The organism is Pseudomonas sp. 1L-E-NC-VB-C3 (genome assembly GCF_057291535.1).
In genome coordinates, this window is the sequence record NZ_JBXAWD010000003.1 from 326249 (window position 1) to 344972 (window position 18724).

The 18724-nt window shown below is 61.4% G+C and carries 15 protein-coding genes; 11 read left to right on the forward strand and 4 right to left on the reverse strand.

All coding sequences use genetic code 11. From position 1 onward, the window contains the following. The first annotated feature begins 35 nt into the window (after nucleotides 1-35). Nucleotides 36-2480: a penicillin-binding protein 1A gene (locus AC0Z5Z_RS07000; RefSeq protein WP_375709703.1), complete on the forward strand. Its 2445-nt coding sequence runs from the start codon at nucleotides 36-38 to the stop codon at nucleotides 2478-2480. A 320-nt stretch (nucleotides 2481-2800) separates the two neighbouring features. On the opposite strand, the gene AC0Z5Z_RS07005 is transcribed toward AC0Z5Z_RS07000, so the two are convergent. The 3 genes from AC0Z5Z_RS07005 to rpmE form a co-directional block, all read right to left on the reverse strand. Then, entirely contained in the window at nucleotides 2801-4069 is a 1269-nt protein-coding gene (locus tag AC0Z5Z_RS07005; RefSeq protein ID WP_016772053.1) for a malic enzyme-like NAD(P)-binding protein, read from the reverse strand. A 184-nt stretch (nucleotides 4070-4253) separates the two neighbouring features. Then, the gene (locus AC0Z5Z_RS07010) at nucleotides 4254-5042 is read right to left on the reverse strand and encodes a thermonuclease family protein (RefSeq protein WP_236168186.1); all 789 of its coding nucleotides are present in this window, start codon (nucleotides 5040-5042) and stop codon (nucleotides 4254-4256) included. Nucleotides 5043-5083: 41 nt separating this feature from the next. Then, nucleotides 5084-5305 (reverse strand): 50S ribosomal protein L31, encoded by a 222-nt coding sequence (gene rpmE / locus AC0Z5Z_RS07015; RefSeq protein WP_041477565.1) that lies wholly within the window; start codon nucleotides 5303-5305, stop codon nucleotides 5084-5086. A 284-nt stretch (nucleotides 5306-5589) separates the two neighbouring features. Between rpmE and AC0Z5Z_RS07020 the strand changes: the two genes are divergently transcribed. Further along, a complete protein-coding gene (locus AC0Z5Z_RS07020) occupies nucleotides 5590-7809 on the forward strand; it encodes a primosomal protein N' (protein WP_236168187.1) in 2220 nt (739 codons plus the stop codon). Nucleotides 7810-7927: 118 nt separating this feature from the next. Here the strand turns inward: AC0Z5Z_RS07020 and AC0Z5Z_RS07025 are convergent, their stop codons facing one another. Next, entirely contained in the window at nucleotides 7928-8050 is a 123-nt protein-coding gene (locus AC0Z5Z_RS07025) for a hypothetical protein (RefSeq protein ID WP_256579857.1), read from the reverse strand. On the opposite strand from AC0Z5Z_RS07025, the gene argS reads away from it, so the two are divergent. The 9 genes from argS to AC0Z5Z_RS07070 all read left to right on the forward strand — a co-directional run bounded on the left by argS (nucleotide 8049) and on the right by AC0Z5Z_RS07070 (nucleotide 18723). Then, nucleotides 8049-9785: an arginine--tRNA ligase gene (gene argS, locus AC0Z5Z_RS07030; protein ID WP_305382031.1), complete on the forward strand. Its 1737-nt coding sequence runs from the start codon at nucleotides 8049-8051 to the stop codon at nucleotides 9783-9785. The two genes, AC0Z5Z_RS07025 and argS, sit on opposite strands and share 2 nt — an antisense overlap. 1 nt (nucleotide 9786) lies before the next feature. Continuing rightward, nucleotides 9787-10497: an SPOR domain-containing protein gene (locus tag AC0Z5Z_RS07035; RefSeq protein WP_076565226.1), complete on the forward strand. Its 711-nt coding sequence runs from the start codon at nucleotides 9787-9789 to the stop codon at nucleotides 10495-10497. Between the two features lie 290 nt (nucleotides 10498-10787). Continuing rightward, the gene (gene hslV, locus AC0Z5Z_RS07040) at nucleotides 10788-11318 is read left to right on the forward strand and encodes an ATP-dependent protease subunit HslV (RefSeq protein ID WP_007968352.1); all 531 of its coding nucleotides are present in this window, start codon (nucleotides 10788-10790) and stop codon (nucleotides 11316-11318) included. A 55-nt stretch (nucleotides 11319-11373) separates the two neighbouring features. Continuing rightward, complete coding sequence (hslU, locus tag AC0Z5Z_RS07045; RefSeq protein ID WP_016772060.1) at nucleotides 11374-12711, forward strand: ATP-dependent protease ATPase subunit HslU; 1338 nt, start codon at nucleotides 11374-11376, stop codon at nucleotides 12709-12711. Nucleotides 12712-12864: 153 nt separating this feature from the next. Further along, complete coding sequence (locus tag AC0Z5Z_RS07050) at nucleotides 12865-13242, forward strand: gamma-butyrobetaine hydroxylase family protein (RefSeq protein ID WP_133337328.1); 378 nt, start codon at nucleotides 12865-12867, stop codon at nucleotides 13240-13242. A 257-nt stretch (nucleotides 13243-13499) separates the two neighbouring features. Next, a complete protein-coding gene (gene phaC, locus AC0Z5Z_RS07055) occupies nucleotides 13500-15179 on the forward strand; it encodes a class II poly(R)-hydroxyalkanoic acid synthase (protein ID WP_041477559.1) in 1680 nt (559 codons plus the stop codon). A 215-nt stretch (nucleotides 15180-15394) separates the two neighbouring features. Beyond that, entirely contained in the window at nucleotides 15395-16249 is an 855-nt protein-coding gene (phaZ, locus tag AC0Z5Z_RS07060; RefSeq protein ID WP_076565220.1) for a poly(3-hydroxyalkanoate) depolymerase, read from the forward strand. A 140-nt stretch (nucleotides 16250-16389) separates the two neighbouring features. Continuing rightward, nucleotides 16390-18072 carry a class II poly(R)-hydroxyalkanoic acid synthase gene (gene phaC / locus AC0Z5Z_RS07065; protein WP_095181035.1) on the forward strand — a complete coding sequence of 561 codons (1683 nt, stop codon included), beginning with the start codon at nucleotides 16390-16392 and terminating at the stop codon, nucleotides 18070-18072. Nucleotides 18073-18102: 30 nt separating this feature from the next. Next, a complete protein-coding gene (locus AC0Z5Z_RS07070) occupies nucleotides 18103-18723 on the forward strand; it encodes a TetR/AcrR family transcriptional regulator (RefSeq protein WP_024011259.1) in 621 nt (206 codons plus the stop codon). The last annotated feature ends 1 nt before the right edge of the window (nucleotide 18724 follow it).

Genomic DNA, 18724 nt, shown 5'->3' on the forward strand with positions numbered 1-18724 from the left:
AATTCATTCTTTGCCCTGGATGTCCAAAAGCCTTGATTCGTCTGCTGAAATTTTTCGGTTGGTCCATCGTCGCCGTTTTCTGCGGACTGCTCTTAGGTCTCAGCGGCGCCTTTCTTTACCTTAGTCCGGGTTTGCCGTCTGTGGAGGCGCTGAGAAGCATTCAGTTGCAGATTCCTCTGCGCGTCTACAGCAGCGACAACAAGTTGATCGCAGAATTTGGCGAAATGCGCCGTACACCGATTCGTTTCGCCGACATTCCGCCCAACTTCATCAATGCGTTACTAAGTGCTGAAGACGACAATTTTGCCAACCACTATGGCGTCGACCCGAGCAGCCTGATGCGCGCGGCGACGCAACTGGTCAAGAGCGGACATATTCAGTCCGGCGGCAGCACCATCACCATGCAGGTGGCGAAGAACTTCTTCCTCACCAGCGAGCGCAGCTTCTCGCGTAAAACCACAGAAATTCTCCTCGCCTTGCAGATCGAGCGACAGCTGACCAAGGACGAGATTCTTGAGCTGTACGTCAACAAGATCTACCTGGGCAACCGCGCCTACGGCATCGAGGCGGCGGCGCAGGTGTATTACGGCAAATCGATCCGTGACATCAGCCTGGCGCAGATGGCGATGATCGCCGGTCTGCCAAAAGCACCGTCGCGTTTCAACCCGCTGGCCAACCCGGCGCGCAGTAAAGAACGCCGCGACTGGATCCTCGGGCGCATGTACAAGCTGGGCAAGATCAGCGAAGCCGACTACACCGCCGCGATCAACGAGCCATTGAACGCCAGCTATCACGTACCGACCCCGGAAGTGAACGCACCGTACATCGCCGAAATGGCCCGTGCCGAAATGGTCGGCCGTTATGGCAGCGACGCCTACACCGAAGGTTTCCGCGTCACCACCACAGTGCCGAGCAATCTGCAGGAAATGGCCAACACCGCGCTGCACGAAGGCTTGATGACCTACGACCAGCGCCACGGCTACCGTGGCCCCGAGTCGCGCCTGCCGGGCAAGACCCGCGAAGCCTGGGCCAGCGAGCTGACCAAGCAGCGCACCATCAGCAGCCTCGAACCTGCGATCGTCACCCAGGTCGATAAAACCGGCCTGCAGGTGTTGACCCGCACCGGTGAAGAGCACGTAGCCTGGGACACGATGAAATGGGCGCGACCGTTCCTCAACACCAACAGCATGGGCGCCAACCCGCGCCAGCCGTCGGATGTGGCGCAGGTCGGTGATTTGATCCGCGTGCAGCGCCAGACGGACAATTCGCTGAAATTCAGCCAGATACCACAGGCTCAGGGCGCACTGGTGTCGCTGGATCCGCAAAACGGTGCGATCCGTTCGCTGGTGGGTGGCTTCGCTTTCGAGCAGAGCAACTACAACCGCGCCATGCAGGCCAAGCGTCAGCCGGGTTCGAGCTTCAAGCCATTCGTTTACAGCGCCGCGCTGGATAACGGCTATACCGCTGCCAGTCTGGTCAACGATGCGCCGATCGTGTTCGTCGACGAGTACCTGGACAAGGTCTGGCGCCCGAAGAACGACACCAACACCTTCCTCGGCCCGATCCGCCTGCGTGAAGCGCTGTACAAGTCGCGCAACCTGGTGTCGATCCGCCTGCTGCAGGCCATGGGCGTGGGCAAGACCATCGACTACATCACTCGCTTCGGCTTTAACAAGCAGGACCTGCCGCCGAACCTGTCGCTGGCACTCGGCACCGCAACGCTGACGCCGATGGAAATCGCCACTGGCTGGAGCACCTTTGCCAACGGTGGCTACAAGATCACTCCGTATATCATCGACAAGATCGAAAGCCGTAACGGTGACACTTTGTTCGTCGCCAACCCGCCGACCGTGCCACAGGGTGGCGCGGCGACCGACGGTATCGCTGCGCCGGCTACCGAGTCGTTCACGGTCAATGCCGCTCCGGTTGCCGGTGAAGCGTCGGCCAATCCGGCAGTGCCGCAAGCGCCGGCCGTGGCCGAACGGATTGTCGATGGACGTACCACCTACATCCTCAACAGCATGCTGCAGGACGTAATCAAACTCGGCACCGGCCGGCGCGCACTGGCCATGGGCCGCAGTGACATCGCGGGCAAGACCGGTACCACCAACGAATCGAAAGATGCCTGGTTCTCTGGCTACAACGCTGATTACGTAACCACGGTGTGGACTGGTTTCGACCAACCGGAAAGCCTCGGACGCCGTGAGTTCGGCGGTACTGTGGCGCTGCCAATATGGATGAATTACATGTCGGCCGCGCTGAAAGACAAGCCGCCGCATGTGCAGCCTGAGCCAGAAGGCTTGCTCAGCCTGCGGGTAGACCCGGTCAGCGGCCGTGCAGCAACACCGAGCACACCGGGCGCATACTTCGAACTGTTCAAGGCCGAAGACACGCCGCCGTCGGTGAACGAGCTGGGCAACGGCGCAGTGCCAGGCAGCCCGCTGCCGGCGGATGAACAGGCGCCGATCGATTTGTTCTGATCCTGATGCCGCAAAAAGCCCCCGTCTTCGTGAGAAGTGCGGGGCTTTTTATTACCCGAAGATCAAAAGCCCCTCACCCTAACCCTCTCCAAGAGGGAGAGGGGACTTACCGAGTTGTCTGGGGTCAAACACCGACCTGAAAGTGTGGTGTCGATTATGGATTCAAAACCATACATTCAGGTCGGCGTAGCTCCCAAGCGTCCCCCAATCAGTCCCCTCTCCCTCTGGGAGAGGGTTAGGGTGAGGGGCTCTTGATCTTCAGGCATAAAAAAGCCCCGACTCTCACGAGCCGGGGCTTTTGTTTGACACGCTACAACGACTTAGCCGTTGAACACGTCATCCACGCTTTTCAGCGGGTAGTTCTTCGGATACGGCAGAGTAGCAACGCCGGTCTCGATCGCGGCCTTGGCCACGGCGTCGGAGATCAGGGTGATCAGGCGCTTGTCCATTGGCTTCGGAATGATGTACTCACGGCCGAACTCCAGCGGAGCACCGCCGTAGGCATCGCACACGTCCTGTGGAACAGGCAGTTTGGCCAGTTCGCGCAGGGCGTTGGCGGCGGCGACTTTCATTTCTTCGTTGATGCGCTTGGCGCGAACGTCCAGGGCACCACGGAAGATGAACGGGAAGCCCAGTACGTTGTTGACCTGATTCGGGTAGTCCGAACGGCCGGTTGCCATGATCACATCGCTACGGGTGGCGTGCGCCAGTTCCGGGGAGATTTCCGGATCCGGGTTGGAGCAGGCGAACACGATCGGGTTGGCCGCCATCGACAGCAGGCCTTCGGCGCTCAGCAGGTTCGGACCGGATAGACCGACGAATACGTCAGCGCCTGCCAGTGCGTCTGCCAGGGTGCGCTTCTCGGTAGCGTGGGCGAACACGGCTTTGTACTGGTTCAGGTCGTCACGGCCGGAGTGGATCACGCCGGTACGGTCAACCATGAAGATGTTTTCGATGCGAGCGCCCATGCTCACCAGCAGTTTCATGCAGGAGATGGCGGCAGCACCGGCGCCGAGGCAGACGATTTTTGCTTCCGGCAGGGTTTTGCCAGCGATTTCCAGGGCGTTGATCATGCCGGCAGCGGTCACGATTGCGGTGCCATGCTGGTCATCGTGGAACACCGGAATGTCGCACTGCTCGATCAGAGCGCGTTCGATCTCAAAGCACTCTGGCGCCTTGATGTCTTCCAGGTTGATGCCACCGAAGGTGATGGAGATGCGCTTGACGGTGTCGATGAAGGCTTGCGGGCTTTCCGAGTCGACTTCGATGTCGAATACGTCGATGCCGGCGAAGCGCTTGAACAGCACGCCCTTGCCTTCCATCACAGGCTTGGAAGCCAACGGGCCGAGGTTGCCCAGGCCCAGAATCGCGGTGCCATCGGAAATGACTGCCACCAGGTTGCCCTTGCCGGTGTATTTGTAGGCCAGTTCAGGATCGCGAGCGATCTCGCGTACTGGTTCAGCTACGCCGGGGCTGTAGGCCAGCGACAGGTCGCGGGCGGTAGCAGTGGCCTTGGTGAGCTCGACACTCAGCTTCCCCGGACGAGGATTGGCGTGGTATTCGAGAGCGGCAGTTTTCAGATCAGACATTTTGGCATTCCGCTTTTTTACTGTTGGACAGACTGGTCAGCGAGGATACGCGCCTCGCAAAGTCCCCACAAGACTGGGCAGTCACCGCTGTCAAGCGCCCTGCCCTACGACTTTGGGCCAAGAGCCACGGCGCACAAGGGCTGGACTGTTCACAATCAGCTGTAAAAATGTCTACAATTTTTCTTCAACGCGGTACGTGCAGCATCGAAGGATCGGTCAACGGCAACAACCAGCGCGCCTGACCTTTTTGCAATCCACCGCGCCGGGTTCGGTCAACCACCCAGCCACGCGCCTCGATCTGCCTGCCTTTCAGTGCTTCCAGACCAGCACTGTCAAATCGTCCGAGCAGATTGGGTGCAACCCGCAATACAACCCTGTCCTGCAACTCGATCCAGATTCCGCCGCGATTGCGCTGCACCTTGCTCACCCGACCGCTGACTACGGCAAAGCCTGAACGCTGGATCTCCTGCGCTTTCTGCACCGGCGATTGCCGCCAGAGACCAAGCCCGGCCTGTCGCGCGCTGCGTTCGGCGGCCTGCTGGCAGGGGACCAGGTCGACATTCGGCGCGACCGCAACGTGAAAACCCAGGCCATCGGCAAGCATTTGCGCTTCGAGATTCACTCCGCTGGCGCTGTAAACATGCGCGAGCGTACGCCCGTAATGGTCTTTCGCCTGCTTGCCGGGCCGCAAGCCGACCCGGCCGCCGCTCTCATCCACCAGCGCTTGCAGGCGTTTACGCGCCGCCACGGCGAACGGTTCGTCGCTGCGGCCCTGCTTGCCCAGCTCCGGCGTATTGAGGCCGATCATGCGCACATTGCGCCCGTCGCTCAGGCGCAGGGTGTCGCCATCGACCACCCGCTGCACGCTGACGCTGACGCTGGTCAGCCCTGCGGGTGTCGGGCAGAACGCCTGGGCGGCGGACAGCCAAATCGCAGACACAAAAAAGGCGCCCGCAAGGGACGCCTTTTTCATCAGTCTGGAGAAGTCGAAACGACCATCCAAAATGATCAGCCTCAGGCTTTTTTGCCGACGCCGAAAGTAGCGAAACGGTCTGCGAACTTCTGCACACGGCCGCCGGTGTCCAGAGTCTTCTGCTTACCGGTGTAGAACGGGTGGCATTCGTTGCAAACGTCGATCGCCAGGGCTTTGCCGTAGGTCGAACGAGTTTCGAACTTGTTACCGCAGCTGCAGGTAACAGCAATTTCCGGGTAGTTCGGATGGATATCGGCTTTCATGGTGTCTTCCTCAGGCTAGCGTGCCGCCACCCAACACTATTGTTGAATACCGCACGTAATTAGGCCGCGGATTCTACCAGACCTTTTCAATCGCGCAAGCTGTCACCGAGACCGACCGTCTGCTAGGCTCCCGGCCTTGAACGCACTTCCCTGTGGGAGCGAGTCTGCTCGCGAAGGCGCCATGGCAGTCGACACATGTGTTGCCTGACCCACCGCCTTAGCGAGCAGGCTCGCTCCCACAGGTCATGCATATCCGATCATTTTGCGTATCGAGATCCCCCCGCGTGCCCGACGCCATTTTGCGCCTTGCCCTGCCTTCGCCTCTGCGCCGCCTGTTCGATTACCGGGCGCCGGCCGGGGTGCGGCGTGAGCAATTGCAGCCGGGCATGCGCTTGCGGGTGCCGTTCGGTCGGCGCGAGATGATCGGGATTCTGGTCGAGGTCACCGACACCAGCGAGGTGCCGGCAGAAAAACTCAAACCGGCACTGGCCCTCCTCGACTCGACTTCACCGCTGCCGCCGGCGCTGTTCAAGCTGTGCCTGTGGACGGCGCAGTATTATCAGCACAGCCTCGGCGACACCTTGAACTGGGCCTTGCCAGTGCTGCTGCGTCAGGGCGAGCTGGCCGAAGCCCGCCAGGAACGCTTCTGGTCGGTGGCCCCCGGCGCCAGCGTCGATGACCCGCGAGTCGCCCGTGCGCCACGCCAGCGCGAGGCGCTGACCACGCTGGCCCAGCACCCCCACGGCGTCGCCCATCAGTTGCTGAGCAAACTGATGCTGAGCAAGGACAGCCTCGATCTGCTGCTGGCCAAGGGACTGGTGCAAGTCGAAATCCGCCGCCACGCCCCCGGCGTCCGCCATGAACACTGGCTGGCACAACCGGAGCTGCCGCTCAACAGCGAACAACGCGCGGCGTATGAAGCGATTCGCGCTGGCTTCGACAGCTATCACGCCTTCCTGTTGGCCGGCGTCACCGGCAGCGGCAAGACCGAAGTCTATCTGCAACTGATCCGCGAAACCCTCGAAGCCGGCAAACAGGCACTGGTGCTGATCCCGGAAATCAACCTCGGCCCGCAGACCCTGGCGCGTTTCGAACAGCGCTTCAATGCGCGCATCGCCCTGCTGCACTCGGCGGTAAATGATCGCGAACGCCTGGAAGCCTGGCTCGCCGCCCGTGATGGCGAGGCCGACATTATTATCGGCACCCGTTCGGCCCTGTTCACGCCAATGAAAAATCCCGGGCTGATCATCATCGATGAAGAGCACGACGGCTCCTATAAACAGCAGGAAGGTCTGCGCTACCACGCTCGCGATCTGGCACTGGTACGCGCGCGGCAGGAAAACATCCCGATCGTGCTCGGCTCCGCCACGCCGTCGCTGGAAAGTCTGCATAACGCTTACACCGGTCGCTATGGCCTGTTGCGCCTGAACGAACGCGCCGGCGGCGCCAAGCAACCGCGCTTCCTGCGGCTGGACGTGAAAAGCCGTCCGCTCGACAGCGGTATTTCCGGGCCGATGCAGCAAGCCATCGGCCAGACCCTCGCCAACGGCCAGCAGGTGCTGGTGTTCCTCAACCGTCGCGGCTTTGCCCCGACCCTGCTCTGCCACGATTGCGGCTGGATGTCCGAGTGTTCGCGCTGCGATGCGCGCATGACCGTACACCAGCGTTACGGCGAGTTGCGCTGTCACCACTGCGGCAACGTTGAGCGCACGCCACGCCAGTGCCCGAAGTGCAGCAAGGTCGATCTGCGCCCGGTCGGCGCCGGTACCGAACGCGCCGAAGAGCGTCTGGCGATTCTATTCCCGGATTACCCGGTACTGCGCGTCGATCGCGACAGCACCTCGCGAAAGGACGCGATGAATCAGCTGTTCGCGACAATCCAGAAAGGCCAGCCGTGCATTCTGGTCGGCACGCAGATGTTGGCCAAAGGGCACCATTTCCCCCGGGTGACGCTGGTATCGATTCTGGATGCCGACGGCGGCCTGTTTTCCGGCGACTTCCGCGCCAGCGAGCGCATGGCGCAGTTGATCGTCCAGGTCGCCGGGCGCGCCGGCCGGGCTGAGGAGCCGGGCAGGGTGATCATCCAGACGCATTTGGCCGACCACCCTTTATTGGTGCAACTGACCGAGCAAGGATATTTCGCCTTTGCCGAACAAGCCTTGAGCGAGCGCCGCGCCGCGGGGTTGCCGCCGTTTGCCCATCTGGCGCTGTTGCGCGCCGAAGCGCACAAGCCGGGGCAGGCGGAAGGCTTTCTCGATGAAGCGTGCAGCGCGGCCGAACGCCTGCTGGCCGAATTGAATCTGAGCGGCATCGAGTTGCTCGGGCCGGTGCCGGCGCCGATGGAGCGCCGTGCCGGGCGTTATCGCGCCCAGCTGTTGTTACAGGCGACCGCGCGGGCACCGCTGCACCGCTTGCTGGCGAGCTGGATGCTGGTGCTGGAGCAGATGCCGAGCGGGCGGGCGGTGCGCTGGTCGCTGGATGTTGATCCGGTGGATCTGTATTGAGCTGAAGATCGCTTTCGCGAGCAGGCTCGCTCCCACAGTGGATCAGCGCCGTACATACCTTGTGTGTCCTGCGCAAAACCTTGTGGGAGCGAGCCTGCTCGCGAAAGCGGACTTTTTCTCACCACATATCCATAAGCTGCCTGCTAAGGTTGGCAAGCCCGTCTTCGCAACGGATAATGCCCAGTTTTTCCACCCGCGCATCGATGCGCCCGCCGCGCTTGCGGTCGAAAGAGAAGACCATGAAAGACACCATTCGCCAGCTGATCCAGCAAGCCCTCACCCAACTCGTCAACGAAGGTGTGTTGCCTGAAGGCCTGACGCCGGCGATCCAGGTGGAGAACGCCCGCGACAAGACCCACGGCGACTTCGCCAGCAACATCGCCATGATGCTGGCCAAGCCGGCCGGCATGAAGCCACGGGATCTGGCGGAGAAAATCATCGCCGCCCTGCCCGCTGACGAGAACGTCACCAAGGCCGAAATCGCCGGCCCGGGCTTCATCAATTTCTTCCAGAACACCCAGGCACTGGCCTCGCGCCTCGACGCCGCACTGGCCGACGCCCATGTCGGCGTGCGCAAGGCCGGCCCGGCGCAGCGCACCGTGGTCGATCTGTCGGCGCCGAACCTGGCCAAAGAGATGCACGTCGGCCACTTGCGCTCGACCATCATCGGCGACGGCGTGGCCCGCGTGCTTGAGTTCCTCGGCGACGAAGTGATCCGCCAGAACCACGTCGGCGACTGGGGCACCCAGTTCGGCATGTTGATGGCGTACCTGCAGGAAAACCCGATCACCAGCGACGAATTGTCCGATCTGGAAAACTTCTACCGTGCGGCCAAGCAGCGTTTCGACGAGTCCGAAGAGTTCGCCGACCGCGCCCGTGGCCTGGTGGTCAAGTTGCAGGCTGGCGATGCCGAATGCCTGGCGCTGTGGATCAAGTTCAAGGACATCTCGCTGTCGCACTGCCAGAAGATCTACGAACTGCTCAACGTCAAACTGACCATGGCCGACGTGATGGGCGAAAGCGCCTACAACGACGACCTGATCAACGTGGTCAACGACCTGAAAGCAGCGGGCATGCTGGTCGAGAGCAACGGCGCCCAGTGCGTGTTCCTCGACGAGTTCAAGAACGCCGATGGCGACCCGCTGCCGGTGATCATCGTCAAGGCCGACGGCGGTTACCTGTACGCCACCACTGACCTGGCGGCCGTGCGCTACCGCAGCGGCAAGCTCAAGGCTGATCGCGCGCTGTATTTCGTCGACCAGCGTCAGGCCCTGCACTTCCAGCAAGTGTTCGCGGTGGCGCGCAAGGCCGGTTTCGTCACCCATCCCATGGAAATGGAGCACATGGGGTTCGGCACCATGAACGGCGCCGATGGCCGTCCGTTCAAGACCCGTGATGGCGGCACCGTGAAGCTGATCGACCTGCTGACCGAAGCCCAGGAACGTGCCTACAACCTGGTGAAAGAGAAGAACCCGACCCTGGCCGAAGACGAGTTGCGCAACATCGCCAAGGTCGTCGGCATCGGCGCGGTGAAATACGCCGACCTGTCCAAGCATCGCACCAGCGACTACAGCTTCAACTTCGACCTGATGCTCAATTTCGAAGGCAACACCGCGCCGTATCTGCTGTACGCCTACACCCGTGTGGCCGGTGTGTTCCGCAAACTGGGCAAGGACTTCAGCGAAGTCGACGGCCAGATCGTCCTCGAAGCGGCGCACGAGCAGGAGCTGGCGGCGAAGCTGGCGCAGTTCGGCGAAGTGCTGAACAACGTGGCTGAAAAAGGCACGCCGCACATTCTCTGCACTTACCTGTACGACGTCGCCGGCCTGTTCTCCAGCTTTTACGAGAACTGCCCGATCCTCGCCGCCGACACCCCGGCACAGATGCAGAGCCGTCTGCGTCTGGCCGCACTGACCGGTCGCACCCTCAAGCAAGGCCTGGAGCTGTTGGGTCTGGAAACTCTGGAGCGTATGTAAGTTGGCTGCCAAGAAAAAACCTGCACCCAAACGCGGCGCCAGCCGCTATCAGGCCCCGGCGAAACAACCGATTCCGGGCTGGCTGTGGATGGCCATCGGCCTGACCGTCGGCGCCTTCATCGTGTTTCTGATGAAACTGGAACCGGGCAAGGGCAGCGACACGGTCAAGCGCGAGAAAGTCGAACAGCAGCAGAAAGCGTCGAAGATCGCCGAGGCCAACAAGACCCCGCCGAGCCCGACGCAACCGGTGAAACCGAAGTACGACTTCTACACCTTGCTGCCGGAATCGGAAGTGATCGTGCCGCCGGACGCGGTGCCGGAAAAGACCCTGCCGACGCCGCAAGTGCCGGCCGTCCCGACCACGCCGGTAACCCCGGCCGAAGCGGCGAAGATCGACACCGCACGGGCACAGGCAGCTCTGGCGGGGATCACGCCGCCGCCAGCGCCACCGGTGAGCAAGGCCGCGCCAGTGACCAAGTTTTTCCTCCAGGCCGGTTCGTTCCGCAAGGAAACCGATGCCGACAAGGTTCGCGCGCAGATCATTCTGCTCGGCCAGGCCGTGTCGGTGGAGTCCGGCACGGTCAAGGATGAAACCTGGTATCGCGTGCTGGTCGGCCCGTTCAGCAACCGTGAACAACTGACCACGGCGCAGAAACAACTGGCCGGTGCCGGCTTCAGCAACCTGTTGCTACAACAACGCCAGAGCCGCTAAGGCTCTCAGAGGTCAGCTGCAACTTGCAGGTGACCTTCAAACTTTGTGGCGAGGGGATTTATACCCGTTTGGCTGCGGAGCAGCCCTGAAACCAGCCATTGCGGTGCAGCAGGCATACCGCAAATGATGGTTTCGCGACTGCTCCGCAGCCGAACGGGGATAAATCCCCTCGCCACAGTCATCACACACACCATTCGTCTCCCATCGTCCCTGCCGGTTGAAATCCCCTCCAGCACCCCCATATGAATGGGCATAAGGCATTTTCGCCCCGCTGCGTGGAGACTCTTCCCTTGACCACCATCGTTTCAGTCCGCCGCCACGGCAAAGTCGTCATGGGCGGCGACGGCCAGGTTTCTCTCGGCAACACCGTGATGAAAGGCAACGCCAAAAAGGTCCGTCGCCTGTACCACGGCCAGGTCATCGCCGGTTTCGCCGGTGCCACCGCCGACGCCTTCACCCTGTTCGAACGTTTCGAAGGCCAGCTCGAAAAACATCAGGGTCACCTGATCCGCGCCGCCGTCGAACTCGCCAAAGAATGGCGCACCGACCGCTCCCTGAGCCGCCTCGAAGCGATGCTCGCGGTCGCCAACAAGGATGCTTCGCTGATCATCACCGGCAACGGTGACGTGGTCGAACCCGAAGATGGCCTGATCGCCATGGGTTCCGGCGGCGCCTACGCGCAAGCCGCCGCCAGCGCCCTGCTGAAAAAGACCGACCTGTCGGCGCGCGAGATCGTCGAAACCGCTCTCGGCATCGCCGGCGACATCTGTGTATTCACCAACCACACCCAGACCATTGAGGAGCAGGATCTCGCTGAGTAAGCCTGTTGCGGCCCCTGTGCCACGGCTTGTTTCTGCTTGAGGACCGTCAATTACTATGTCCATGACTCCCCGCGAAATCGTCCACGAACTCAACCGCCATATCATCGGCCAGGACGATGCCAAGCGCGCCGTCGCGATTGCCCTGCGCAACCGCTGGCGCCGCATGCAGCTGCCTGAAGAGCTGCGCGTTGAGGTGACCCCGAAGAACATCCTGATGATCGGCCCGACCGGTGTCGGTAAAACCGAGATCGCCCGTCGCCTGGCGAAACTGGCCAATGCGCCGTTCATCAAGGTCGAAGCGACCAAATTCACCGAAGTCGGTTATGTCGGCCGTGACGTCGAGTCGATCATTCGTGATCTGGCCGATGCCGCGATCAAAATGCTCCGCGAACAGGAAATGACCCGCGTACGTCACCGGGCCGAAGACGCCGCCGAGGATCGCATCCTCGACGCGTTGCTGCCGCCAGCACGCATGGGCTTCAGCAACGAAGAAGCGCCGAGCTCCGATTCCAACACCCGTCAGCTGTTCCGCAAGCGCCTGCGCGAAGGCCAGCTGGACGACAAGGAAATCGAAATCGAAGTCGCCGAAGTCTCCGGCATCGAGATCGCCACGCCGCCAGGCATGGAAGAGATGACCAACCAGCTGCAATCGCTGTTTGCCAACATGGGCAAGGGCAAGAAGAAGTCGCGCAAGCTCAAGGTCAAGGAAGCGCTGAAACTGGTGCGCGATGAAGAAGCCGGGCGTCTGGTCAACGAAGAAGAACTGAAGGCCAAGGCGCTGGAAGCGGTCGAGCAGCACGGTATCGTCTTCATCGACGAGATCGACAAGGTCGCCAAGCGCGGCAATGTCGGCGGCGCCGATGTCTCCCGCGAAGGCGTACAGCGCGACCTGCTGCCGCTGATCGAAGGCTGCACCGTCAACACCAAGCTGGGCATGGTCAAGACTGACCACATCCTGTTCATCGCCTCCGGCGCGTTCCACTTGAGCAAGCCAAGCGATCTGGTGCCGGAGCTGCAAGGTCGTCTGCCGATCCGCGTCGAGCTCAAGGCCCTGAGCCCGGAAGACTTCGAACGCATCCTCAGCGAACCGCACGCCTCGCTCACCGAGCAATACTGCGCGCTGCTGAAAACCGAAGGCCTGAACATCCAGTTCCAGCCCGAGGGCATCAAGCGTCTGGCGGAGATCGCCTGGCAGGTCAACGAGAAGACCGAGAACATCGGTGCCCGTCGCCTGCACACCCTGCTTGAGCGTCTGCTCGAAGAGGTGTCGTTCAGCGCCGGCGACCTGGCCAGCGCCCACGATGACAAGGCGATTCTGATCGACGCCGACTACGTCAACAGCCACCTCGGCGAATTGGCGCAGAACGAAGATCTGTCCCGTTATATCCTGTAAGCCATACTTACAGCGGTAGCGGACCCTGTGGGAGCGAGCCTGCTCGCGAAGAGGTCGTGTCAGGCGGTATCAATGCCGTCTGACCCGCCGTTTTCGCGAGCAGGCTCGCTCCCACATTTGAATCAGGGTCGCCCACACATCGGACGCCAGCCCATGAATCGAATCCCCACCGACATCAAACTGCACAAAGCCTCGAAAACCCTGACGCTCACTTACGCGTCCGGCGAGGAATTCACCCTGCCCGCGGAGTTTCTGCGCGTGCACTCTCCCTCCGCCGAGGTCCAGGGCCACGGCAAACCGATCCTGCAATTCGGCAAGCTCAACGTTGGTCTGAGCAAGCTGGAGCCGGCCGGCAACTATGCACTGAAACTGACCTTCGACGATGGTCACGACAGCGGCCTGTTCACTTGGGAATACCTCTACGAACTCGGCAAGCGCCAGAACGAACTCTGGGACGATTATCTTGCCGAGCTGCGCGCTGCCGGGAAATCCCGCGATCCGAACGAGTCGTTCGTCAAGCTGATGCTCTAGGCCGTGGCTCTCGCTCTTTAGAGGGCATTTTCTAACTTCATCTGTTTGAATGCTCCGCGCATATGGCCCCGGATCGGCCGCTTGCGAAAAAAATTAAACTCGGGTAACCAATGGAGCTGGCAAGTTCCCTGCAGTGCTCTACGACTGTAAAGCAGCTATGCAGAATCAACGGTCACCCGAGCAGTAGTACCCGGCATTGGCTGTGGAAGCGACAGCGTGAAACCGGGTACTCGTCTCAGGACAATGGAGCGTCGTAGATGAGTGACAAGAATAACGATGACCTGAAGTACCAAGCCTCGGAAAACACTCTGGGGCTTAACCCCGTCGTCGGGCTGCGCGGAAAGGATCTGCTGGCCTCTGCTCGAATGGTGCTGAAACAGGCCATCAGACAACCGATTCACAGCGTCAGGCACGTGACCCATTTCGGCCTCGAGCTGAAGAACGTGCTGCTGGGTAAATCCGCGCTGCAACCGGCCGGTGACGACCGCCGTTTCGCCGACCCGGCGTGGAGCCAGAACCCGCTGTACAAACGTTATCTGCAAACCTACCTGGCCTGGCGCAAGGAACTGCATGCCTGGATCGATGACAGCAGCCTGTCCCCCAAGGACATCGCTCGCGGGCATTTCGTCATCAACCTGATGACCGAAGCCATGGCGCCGACCAACACGGCGGCCAACCCGGCGGCGGTCAAACGCTTCTTCGAAACCGGCGGCAAAAGCCTGCTCGATGGCCTCTCGCATCTGGCCAAGGATCTGGTGCACAACGGCGGCATGCCGAGCCAGGTCAACATGGGCGCGTTCGAAGTCGGCAAGAGCCTCGGCGTCACCGAAGGCGCGGTGGTGTTCCGCAATGATGTGCTGGAGCTGATCCAGTACCGGCCGATCACCGAGCAGGTCCACGAACGCCCGCTGCTGGTAGTGCCGCCGCAGATCAACAAGTTCTACGTCTTCGACTTGAGCCCGGACAAGAGCCTGGCGCGCTTCTGCCTGCGCAACAACGTGCCGACCTTCATCATCAGCTGGCGCAACCCGACCAAGGCCCAGCGCGAGTGGGGCCTGTCTACCTACATCGAAGCGCTGAAAGAAGCCGTCGATGTGGTCACGGCGATCACCGGCAGCAAAGATGTGAACATGCTCGGCGCCTGCTCCGGCGGCATCACCTGCACCGCCCTGCTCGGCCACTACGCCGCCCTCGGCGAGAACAAGGTCAACGCCCTCACCCTGCTGGTCAGCGTGCTCGACACCACCCTGGACAGCGACGTCGCCCTGTTCGTCGATGAGCAGACTCTGGAGACCGCCAAGCGCCACTCCTACCAGGCCGGCGTGCTCGAAGGCAAAGACATGGCCAAGGTCTTCGCCTGGATGCGCCCCAACGATCTGATCTGGAACTACTGGGTCAACAACTACCTGCTCGGCAATGAGCCGCCAGTGTTCGACATTCTGTTCTGGAACAACGACACCACCCGCCTGCCCGCTGCGTTCCACGGCGACCTGATCGAGATGTTCAAAAACAATCCACTGATCCGCCCCAATGCACTGGAAGTGTGCGGCACGCCGATCGACCTCAAGCAGGTCACCGCCGACATCTTCTCGCTGGCCGGCACCAACGATCACATCACGCCGTGGAAGTCCTGCTACAAGTCGGCGCAACTGTTCGGCGGTAAAGTTGAATTCGTGCTGTCGAGCAGCGGCCATATCCAAAGCATCCTCAACCCGCCGGGCAATCCGAAATCGCGTTACATGACCAGCGAAGAGATGGCGGCGACTGCCGATGACTGGCAGGAAAACTCGACCAAGCACACCGATTCCTGGTGGCTGTACTGGCAGGCATGGCTGGCCGAGCGCTCGGGCAACCTGAAAAAGGCCCCGACGAAATTGGGCAACAAAGCGTACCCGGCAGGCGAGGCTTCGCCGGGCACTTATGTTCACGAGCGGTAACTGACACCACCCATTGTGGGAGAGGGCCTTGTGGCGAGGGGATTTATCCCCGTTGGGTTGCGAAGCGACCCCGAATCCTGAAACCGTGATTTGTCAGACGCACCGCGGCTACTCGATTCACGACTGCTTCGCAGCCGAACGGGGATAAATCCCCTCACCACAAGGTCCGCTCCTACAGGAATACGGGTGGACTTGAAATCTACAGGGCCTCACGCATGCCGCAACCGTTCATATTCCGCACCGTCGATCTGGATGGCCAGACCCTCCGCACGGCGGTGCGTCCCGGCAAGCCTCATTTGACGCCTCTGCTGATTTTCAACGGCATCGGCGCCAACCTGGAGCTGGTGTTCCCGTTTGTCGCGGCGCTCGACCCGGATCTGGAAGTGATCGCCTTCGACGTGCCAGGGGTCGGCGGCTCGTCGACGCCGAACCGGCCGTATCGCTTCCCCGGCCTGGCCAAACTGACGGCGCGGATGCTCGACTATCTCGACTACGGTAAGGTCAATGTGATCGGCGTGTCGTGGGGCGGAGCTCTGGCGCAGCAGTTTGCCTACGACTATCCCGAGCGCTGCAAGAAACTGGTACTGGCGGCCACTGCGGCCGGTGCGGTGATGGTGCCGGGCAAACCGAAAGTGCTGTGGATGATGGCCAGCCCGCGCCGCTACATTCAGCCATCCCATGTGATCCGCATCGCGCCGATGATCTACGGCGGCTCGTTCCGCCGCGATCCGACGCTGGCGGCCAGCCATGCGGCGAAAGTGCGCTCGGCGGGCAAGCTCGGTTACTACTGGCAGCTGTTCGCCGGCCTCGGCTGGACCAGCATCCACTGGCTGCACAAGATCCATCAGCCGACGCTGGTGCTGGCCGGCGATGACGACCCACTGATTCCGCTGATCAACATGCGCATGCTCGCCTGGCGCATTCCCAACGCGCAGTTGCACATCATCGATGACGGCCATCTGTTCCTGATCACTCGCGCCGAAGCGGTGGCGCCGATCATCATGAAGTTTCTCGAAGAGGAGCGTCTGCGCGCAGTCATGCACCCGCATCCGACCCCGCTCGGCGGCTGATCGCGGCGGCCTGCTTTATGCAGCACTTTCCAAATCAAGCGCGCGGCAGGACGCCGCGCAGGCAGCAACCGGTAACAGCGTCTATGGTGTTCTGGTTCGGTGAGTGTGTTTTTGCCCTGAAGACGAAGGAGTGTTGAGTCATGCGCGAAAAACCAGCGACGGGCGTGGTGCCCAGCCCCGCCGTGTTTATCAACGCCCAAAGTGCGATCGCCGGTCTGCGTGGCAGGGATCTGCTGTCGACACTGCGCAGCGTCGCCGCCCACGGCTTGCGCAATCCGTTGCACAGCGCCAGGCACGCGCTGAAGCTTGGCGGGCAGTTGGGGCGCGTGCTGCTCGGCGAAACCCTGCACCCGACCAATCCGCAAGACAGCCGCTTCGCCGATCCGGCGTGGAGCCTCAACCCGTTCTACCGGCGCAGCCTGCAGGCGTATCTGGCCTGGCAGAAACAGGTCAAGAGCTGGATCGATGAAGGCGACATGAGCCCTGAAGATCGTGCCCGTGCGCACTTCGCTTTCACTCTGCTCAATGACGCCGTAGCGCCCTCCAACACCCTGCTCAATCCGCTGGCGGTCAAGGAGCTGTTCAATTCCGGCGGGCAGAGTCTGGTGCGTGGCCTGAGCCATCTGTTCGATGATCTGTTGCACAACGACGGCCTGCCACGGCAAGTGACCAAGCAGGCGTTCGAGGTCGGCAAAACCGTAGCGACCACCACTGGGGCTGTGGTGTTCCGCAATGAAATGTTCGAGTTGATCCAGTACAAATCGATGAGCGAAAAGCAGTACGCCAAGCCCTTGCTGGTGGTGCCGCCGCAAATCAACAAGTACTACATCTTCGATCTGAGCCCGCAGAACAGCTTCGTCCAGTACGCCCTGAAAAACAGCCTGCAGACCTTCATGATCAGCTGGCGCAACCCTGATGTGCGCCATCGCGAGTGGGGCCTGTCGAGTTACGTCGAAGCGGTCGAAGAAGCGATGAACATCTGCCGGGCGATTACCGGCGCGCGTGAAGTGAACCTGATGGGCGCCTGCGCCGGCGGCCTGACCATTGCCGCCCTGCAAGGGCATTTGCAGGCCAAACGGCAACTGCGCCGGGTCGCCAGCGCGACTTACCTGGTCAGTCTGCTCGACAGCCAGATCGAAACCCCGGCCACGCTGTTCGCCGACGAGCAAACACTGGAAGCGGCCAAACGTCGCTCGTACCAGCGAGGCGTGCTCGACGGTCGCGACATGGCCAAGGTCTTCGCCTGGATGCGCCCCAACGATTTGATCTGGAGCTATTTCGTCAACAACTACCTGCTGGGCAAGGAGCCGCCAGCCTTCGACATCCTCTACTGGAACAACGACAACACGCGCCTGCCGGCGGCGCTGCACGGCGATCTGCTGGACTTCTTCAAGCACAACCCGCTGATCCACGCTGGCGGTCTCGAGGTGTGCGGTACGCCGATCGATCTGCAGAAGGTCAATGTCGACAGCTTCAGCGTCGCCGGCATGAACGACCACATCACGCCGTGGGACGCGGTGTATCGCTCAACCCTGCTGCTCGGTGGCGAACGACGTTTCGTGCTGTCCAACAGCGGCCACGTGCAGAGCATCCTCAACCCACCGAGCAACCCGAAAGCTGCCTACGTCGAGAACGCCAAACTGAGCAGCGACCCGCGTGCCTGGTACTACGATGCCAAACACGTCGACGGCAGCTGGTGGCCGCAGTGGCTGGAATGGGTTGCCCAGCGCTCCGGCGCCCTGAATGAGACTCGCACCACCCTCGGCAATCCGAACTATCCACCGATGGAAGCAGCACCTGGCACCTATGTGCATGTGCGCTGACGCTCAACCGAAATTTTCTAAGAAGACTGGATGAAAACCCGCGACCGGATCCTCGAATGTGCGCTGCAACTGTTCAACGAAAAGGGTGAACCGAACGTTTCCACCATGGAGGTGGCCAACGAAATGGGGATCAGCCCGGGCAATCTCTACTACCACTTCCACGGTAAGGAACCGCTGATTCTCGGCCTGTTCGAACGCTTCCAGCACGAGCTCGCGCCCCTGCTCGACCCACCGCCGGACGTTGAACTGGCGCCGGAGGATTACTGGCTGTTTCTGCATTTGATCGTCGAGCGCCTGGCGCAATACCGGTTCCTGTTCCAGGACCTGTCGAACCTCGCCGGGCGCTTGCCGAAACTGGCCAAGGGGATTCGCAATCTGCTCAATGCGCTGAAGCGGACGCTGGCGTCGTTGCTGGCGCGATTGAAGGCTTCGGGGCAACTGGTCAGCGATACCCAGGCATTGGGGCAACTGGTGGAGCAGGTGACCATGACGTTGCTGTTCTCGCTGGATTACCAGCGGATTCTTGATCGTGAGGGAGAGGTTCGGTTGGTGGTTTATCAGATCATGATGCTGGTGGCGCCGCATTTGCTGCCGCCGGTGAAGGTGGCGACAGAGCGGATGGCCTTGCAATACCTTGAGGATCACGACTGAC

Coding starts and splice junctions, on each gene's coding strand:
- AC0Z5Z_RS07005 (WP_016772053.1), bottom strand. CDS start 4,069: ATGTCTGATCTGAAAACTGCCGCTCTCGAATACCACGCCAATCCTCGT.
- AC0Z5Z_RS07010 (WP_236168186.1), bottom strand. CDS start 5,042: ATGAAAAAGGCGTCCCTTGCGGGCGCCTTTTTTGTGTCTGCGATTTGG.
- rpmE (WP_041477565.1), bottom strand. CDS start 5,305: ATGAAAGCCGATATCCATCCGAACTACCCGGAAATTGCTGTTACCTGC.
- argS (WP_305382031.1), top strand. CDS start 8,049: ATGAAAGACACCATTCGCCAGCTGATCCAGCAAGCCCTCACCCAACTC.
- AC0Z5Z_RS07025 (WP_256579857.1), bottom strand. CDS start 8,050: ATGGTCTTCTCTTTCGACCGCAAGCGCGGCGGGCGCATCGATGCGCGG.
- hslU (WP_016772060.1), top strand. CDS start 11,374: ATGTCCATGACTCCCCGCGAAATCGTCCACGAACTCAACCGCCATATC.
- AC0Z5Z_RS07050 (WP_133337328.1), top strand. CDS start 12,865: ATGAATCGAATCCCCACCGACATCAAACTGCACAAAGCCTCGAAAACC.
- phaC (WP_041477559.1), top strand. CDS start 13,500: ATGAGTGACAAGAATAACGATGACCTGAAGTACCAAGCCTCGGAAAAC.
- phaZ (WP_076565220.1), top strand. CDS start 15,395: ATGCCGCAACCGTTCATATTCCGCACCGTCGATCTGGATGGCCAGACC.
- phaC (WP_095181035.1), top strand. CDS start 16,390: ATGCGCGAAAAACCAGCGACGGGCGTGGTGCCCAGCCCCGCCGTGTTT.
- AC0Z5Z_RS07070 (WP_024011259.1), top strand. CDS start 18,103: ATGAAAACCCGCGACCGGATCCTCGAATGTGCGCTGCAACTGTTCAAC.